The sequence below is a fragment of the Paenibacillus sp. HB172176 genome, from assembly GCF_011947265.1.
Classification (GTDB): domain Bacteria; phylum Bacillota; class Bacilli; order Paenibacillales; family Paenibacillaceae; genus Pristimantibacillus.
The window spans coordinates 1-4,671 of record NZ_JAATHD010000050.1 but is presented as its reverse complement, the minus strand read 5'-3'; the positions used below and the strand labels follow the sequence as shown (position 1 = coordinate 4,671).

The following is a 4,671-nucleotide window of genomic DNA, read 5'->3' as shown; positions in this document are numbered from 1 at the left end:
CTTGTATTCACGAACCTTCACTGGCTTAAGCAGCGAATCTGATCAAGCGAAGCGATCAGATGGCCGGGTCGAAGACTTAGCCTGTGCAAGGTTGTCCGGCTGATTATGCTTCCTCGCTACTTAAACGGCTTCTTTACAGAGCCGTTCTATTCCAACTTCGGTCCGGACCAAGGAGCCGGAGGCGACGCTGCGTGAATACTGTGTTATCTGTTGGATCTGCCCCACTTCTTCGAATTAAGACAGGACGTCGACCCTCAAAGCACTTCTCTTAAATCAATTTTCAAAGTGTTTCCAGGCATACTTCTTTATTCTCTTACAATTATGATCTGCTTAATGTTGACACACTGGCTTCCTCGAACTGCTTCCAAAATACGATTTGCTGAATGTTGTTACGCTGACTTCCTCGATCTGCTTCTAAAATACAATTTGCTGAATGTTGTTACGCTGACTTCCTCGATCCGCTTCCAAAATACAATTTGCTGAATGTTGTTACGCTAGCTTCCTCGATCTGCTCCCAAATACAATTTGCTGAATGTTGTTACGCTGACTTCCTCGATCCGCTTCCAAAATACAATTTGCTGAATGTTGTTACGCTGACTTCCTCGATCCGCTTCCAAAATACAATTTGCTGAATGTTGACACGCTGACTTCCTTGATCCGCTTCCAAAATACAATTTGCTGAATGTTGTTACGCTGACTTCCTCGATCCGCTTCCAAAATACAATTTGCTGAATGTTGTTACGCTGACTTCCTTGATCCGCTTCCAAAATACGATTTCATATTTTGTCCCTTCTATCACTTCTTGATTGGCTTCAAACAACAGGACGTTGTGGATGAGTTACTTTCAAGTTTCTTGGGGCAGATCTTGCAGATAACGTTTTTGTATTCACGAACCTTCACTGGCTTAAGCAGCGAATCTGATCAAGCGAAGCGATCAGATGGCCGGGTCGAAGACTTAGCCTGTGCAAGGTTGTCCGGCTGAATATGCTTCCTCGCTACTTAAACGGCTTCCTTATAGCCGTTCTATTCCAACTTCGGTCCGGACCAAGGAGACGGAGTCGACGCAGCGTGAATACAGTGTTATCGGACGTTGCCTCTTCTTAGAGTATTCCCACTAAATCACTTAATCTTTTAATTTTATGTTTCGGTTTTATAGTTATTTCTGTTTTCCAGGGATGGTTTACTTCAATCCATATCGTCTCCATTCCTGCCATCCCCGCACCTTCAATATCATTAATAGGATGATCTCCAATATACAAACATTCTTCTGGTCTCATTCCAAGTCCTTCTATTGCTAACTCAAATATTCTAACATTTGGCTTTTGAAAACCTGCCTCTTCGGATACAATAATAAAATCAAATAGATTTCTAATTCCTAACTGTTCAATCTTTCCATATTGAATTTTTGATCTTCCATTTGTTATAATTCCAATCTTATACTTCTCTCTAGTAATTTGTATTACTTCTCTAGCATGTTCCATAATAGAAGCATTTGAGACAAAATGGTCATCAAAATATTTCAGTAATTCAAATGATTTAGGCTTTTTATTCCATGGCAGTTCCTCTACAAGTTCTTCAAACAGTTTGTTTCTATTCTTATATCCGTCTTCGTCCAATTCTATAATCCTGCGAATAATATTTTCTCTATCATTCAAATGTGGAAAATACTTAGCTGCAAAAGTCATTGCAAATTTATTGAAAGTAATTGTCCTGTCCAGAATTGTATTATCTAGATCAAAGATTACAGCCTTTATATTGTTCATGGTTTCCTCCTTTTACTGCTCTTAGGCAATTTCCGATAACGTTCTTGTATTCACGAACCTTCACTGGCTTAAGCAGCGAATCTGATCTAGCGCAGCGATCAGATCGCCGAGTCGAAGACTTAGCCTGTGCAAGGTTGTCCGGCCAATTCCATCCCTTTCGGCCGGACCAAGGAGCCGCCTGGCGACGCTGCGTGAATACGGTGTTATATGTTGTCGGGGCCTTCCTGAATCACTCTCAAAATCATTTCTAATCTTTTTTCTAGTTTTTATCGTTTTCTACCAAGGCTTTATTCGTTTATCAATCCCTTTCTATTTTCTATTCTTATTATTCTAATGCTCTTATGTCTTCGTCTTTATACCATTCTCTTTTCATTCATTTGGGTTTTTGTTTATATTACTCGGGGCTTCATTTATTGATTTGGTTATATTATACAGTAATTGATCTTATGAAGGGTTTTGTTTCGAACGCTAACCATTTGTAAGAGAAGAAGAAAAGGGAAAGCACCAATTCTATCACCAAACTCCAAGTAATCAATCTTTATATTGTTTCTTTCTTTGCTCTTAATAGCCCTGCCCCGATTGCATATAACGTTTTTGTATTCACGAACCTTCACTGGCTTAAGCAGCGGATCTGATCAAGCGAAGCGATCAGATGGCCGGGTCGAAGACTTAGCCTGTGCAAGGTTGTCCGGCTGAATTGGCTTCCTCGCTACTTAAACGGCTTCTTTACAGAGCCGTTCTATTCCAGCTTCGGTCCGGACCAAGGAGCCGGAGGCGACGCAGCGTGAATACGGTGTTATAGGATGTTCCGGCCTTCTTCGATATTACAATCAAATTCTTTCATACGGGTTACAAGGTTTTATACAAGGTTTTATACAAGCTCTTTTACAGGGTTTATACAGCTTTTTATACATTTTCTTTTCATGGTTTTCAGTCAATTCAATATATGTTATGATCTTTATAAGAAAACCGAGTGCGTTAACACTCGGCTATACAATTGGCTTGGATGGTTTATTCCCTTCAAAGTCGAAAAGGAATAAAAACCCACCTTTGGCTGGAACCTTGGGGTGGGTTTTTACTTTCTCTTGTTGTTCGAGTTAATGTATGTTAAGAGGGCAAGGATAAACATTCCGAATAGGAACATGATTGTCAATGCGTCTTTAACCTCCATAGCTTCACCTCCTCTCGAAGGGAAACTATGACCACCCAAGATTCAATTGTACTTCTATATCTTACCACATTAGAAAAGTAATAAGTAGAATATTTGTTCGGTTTTATATGTTTTATACGCTTTGCCGGAATTTCCTATAACGTTTTTGTATTCACGAACCTTCACTGCCTTAAGTGACCGGAGGGAACGGCCGCGACGCGGTTAGGCTGTGCAAGGTTGTCCGGCTGAATCGGCTTCCCTGCTACTGATATACTCCAATCGAATCCGCTTCTTCCTGCTTCGGCCGGACCAAGGAGCGATAGCGACGCAGCGTGAATACGGTGTTAGATGATGCCTGCGACTTCCTGAAATACTCTCAAATATTCTTCTTATCAATAAATTCTATACAAAAGGGTTGCAATTCAGGTCTTAAACAGTATTCAATTCTTTGTCTAAAATCTTTCCATTCAACTTTTTTAAGTGCTTCTTCTATTGGGAAAAATCCTGAATCCAAACTCTCTGATGATATTATTAACTCCCCACCTATAGGCTTTGCTAAAAATAATGTATTACAAATTGAATTTCCTACGTTTTGAAATATTCCACAGAATTTAATAATTTCGATGTCGATTCCTGATTCTTCTTTTGTTTCTCTAATGGCTGCTTGACTTAAAGATTCTCCGATTTCAACTTGACCACCAGGCATCTCCCAGCCTCTTCTTGGTCCCTTAATAAGTAACATTTCGTTTTTTTCATTTATTACAATTGCAGCTGCCGAAACGATATGCTTAGGTGGATTCATAATAGCCTCTCCTGACTAGATAGATGAAAGAATATCTAAGGAATTTTGGGGTTTTATATGCTCTTCGCAGGTTTCATCTAACGTTTTTGTATTCACGAACCTTCACTGGCTTAAGCAGCGAATCTGACCTAGCGAAGCGATCAGATGGCCGGGTCGAAGACTTAGCCTGTGCAAGGTTGTCCGGCCAACCATCCCTTTCCGGCCGGACCAAGGAGCCGCTTGGCGACGCTGCGTGAATACGGTGTTAAGTGTTGTCCTTGGGGGGACATCCTCGAGCTCCTTTCCACACTTTCAATCCTTCCGTTTCCGTATGGAAACTTTCCTTTGTATCTTCGAGTATGCCCGACTGGCTTCCAATTTTCAGTTTCCGTATGGAAAGTTTCCGCTGTGCACTGGCTTGCATTGTCAATGTCGTTCCCGGATGGGAACTTTCCTCTATGCCTTAAATAGTCCTTTACATTCTCTAGTTTTTGCTCTTCCCCCCAAGGATTTCACTTAACGTTTTTGTATTCACGAACCTTCACTGCCTTAAACGACCGGAGGGAGTGGCCGCGACGCGGTTAGGCTGTGCAAGGTTGTCCGGCTGAATTGGCTTCCCTGCTACTGAATCATCTTCATCGAAACTACTTCTTCCTACTTCGGCCGGACCAAGGAGCGATAGCGACGCAGCGTGAATACGGTGTTATAGGATGTTCCGGCCTTCTTCGATCTCTCATTCAAATTCCTTCATACGGGTTATAATGTTTTATACAGGTTTTTATACAGGTTTTTATACAGGTTTTTATACAGGTTTTTATACAGGTTTTTATACAGGTTTTTATACAGGTTTTTATACAGGTTTTTATACAGGTTTTTATACAGGTTTTTATACAGGTTTTTATACAGGTTTTTTTAAGCTCTTTCATGGTTTTCAGTCAATCCAATTTGTGTTATGATCTTTATAAGAAAACCGAGTG

3 protein-coding genes are annotated in these 4,671 nt (G+C 40.7%); all 3 read right to left on the bottom strand.

Annotated elements, in window-relative coordinates; all coding sequences use genetic code 11:
• Window positions 1–1,100 precede the first annotated feature (1,100 nt).
• On the bottom strand, window positions 1,101–1,763 hold the full coding sequence (locus HFP08_RS28520) for an HAD family hydrolase (protein ID WP_168124029.1): 663 nt from the start codon (window positions 1,761–1,763) through the stop codon (window positions 1,101–1,103).
• Between the two features lie 1,075 nt (window positions 1,764–2,838).
• Complete coding sequence (gene comI, locus HFP08_RS29565; protein ID WP_277345901.1) at window positions 2,839–2,934, bottom strand: competence inhibitor ComI; 96 nt, start codon at window positions 2,932–2,934, stop codon at window positions 2,839–2,841.
• Between the two features lie 355 nt (window positions 2,935–3,289).
• A complete protein-coding gene (locus HFP08_RS28515; RefSeq protein WP_206109344.1) occupies window positions 3,290–3,715 on the bottom strand; it encodes an NUDIX hydrolase in 426 nt (141 codons plus the stop codon).
• Between the last annotated feature and the right edge of the window lie 956 nt (window positions 3,716–4,671).

What these genes read in the sequence shown, in the direction of transcription:
- HFP08_RS28520 (WP_168124029.1), bottom strand. Translation starts at nt 1,763, where the DNA reads ATGAACAATATAAAGGCTGTAATCTTTGATCTAGATAATACAATTCTG.
- comI (WP_277345901.1), bottom strand. Translation starts at nt 2,934, where the DNA reads ATGGAGGTTAAAGACGCATTGACAATCATGTTCCTATTCGGAATGTTT.
- HFP08_RS28515 (WP_206109344.1), bottom strand. Translation starts at nt 3,715, where the DNA reads ATGAATCCACCTAAGCATATCGTTTCGGCAGCTGCAATTGTAATAAAT.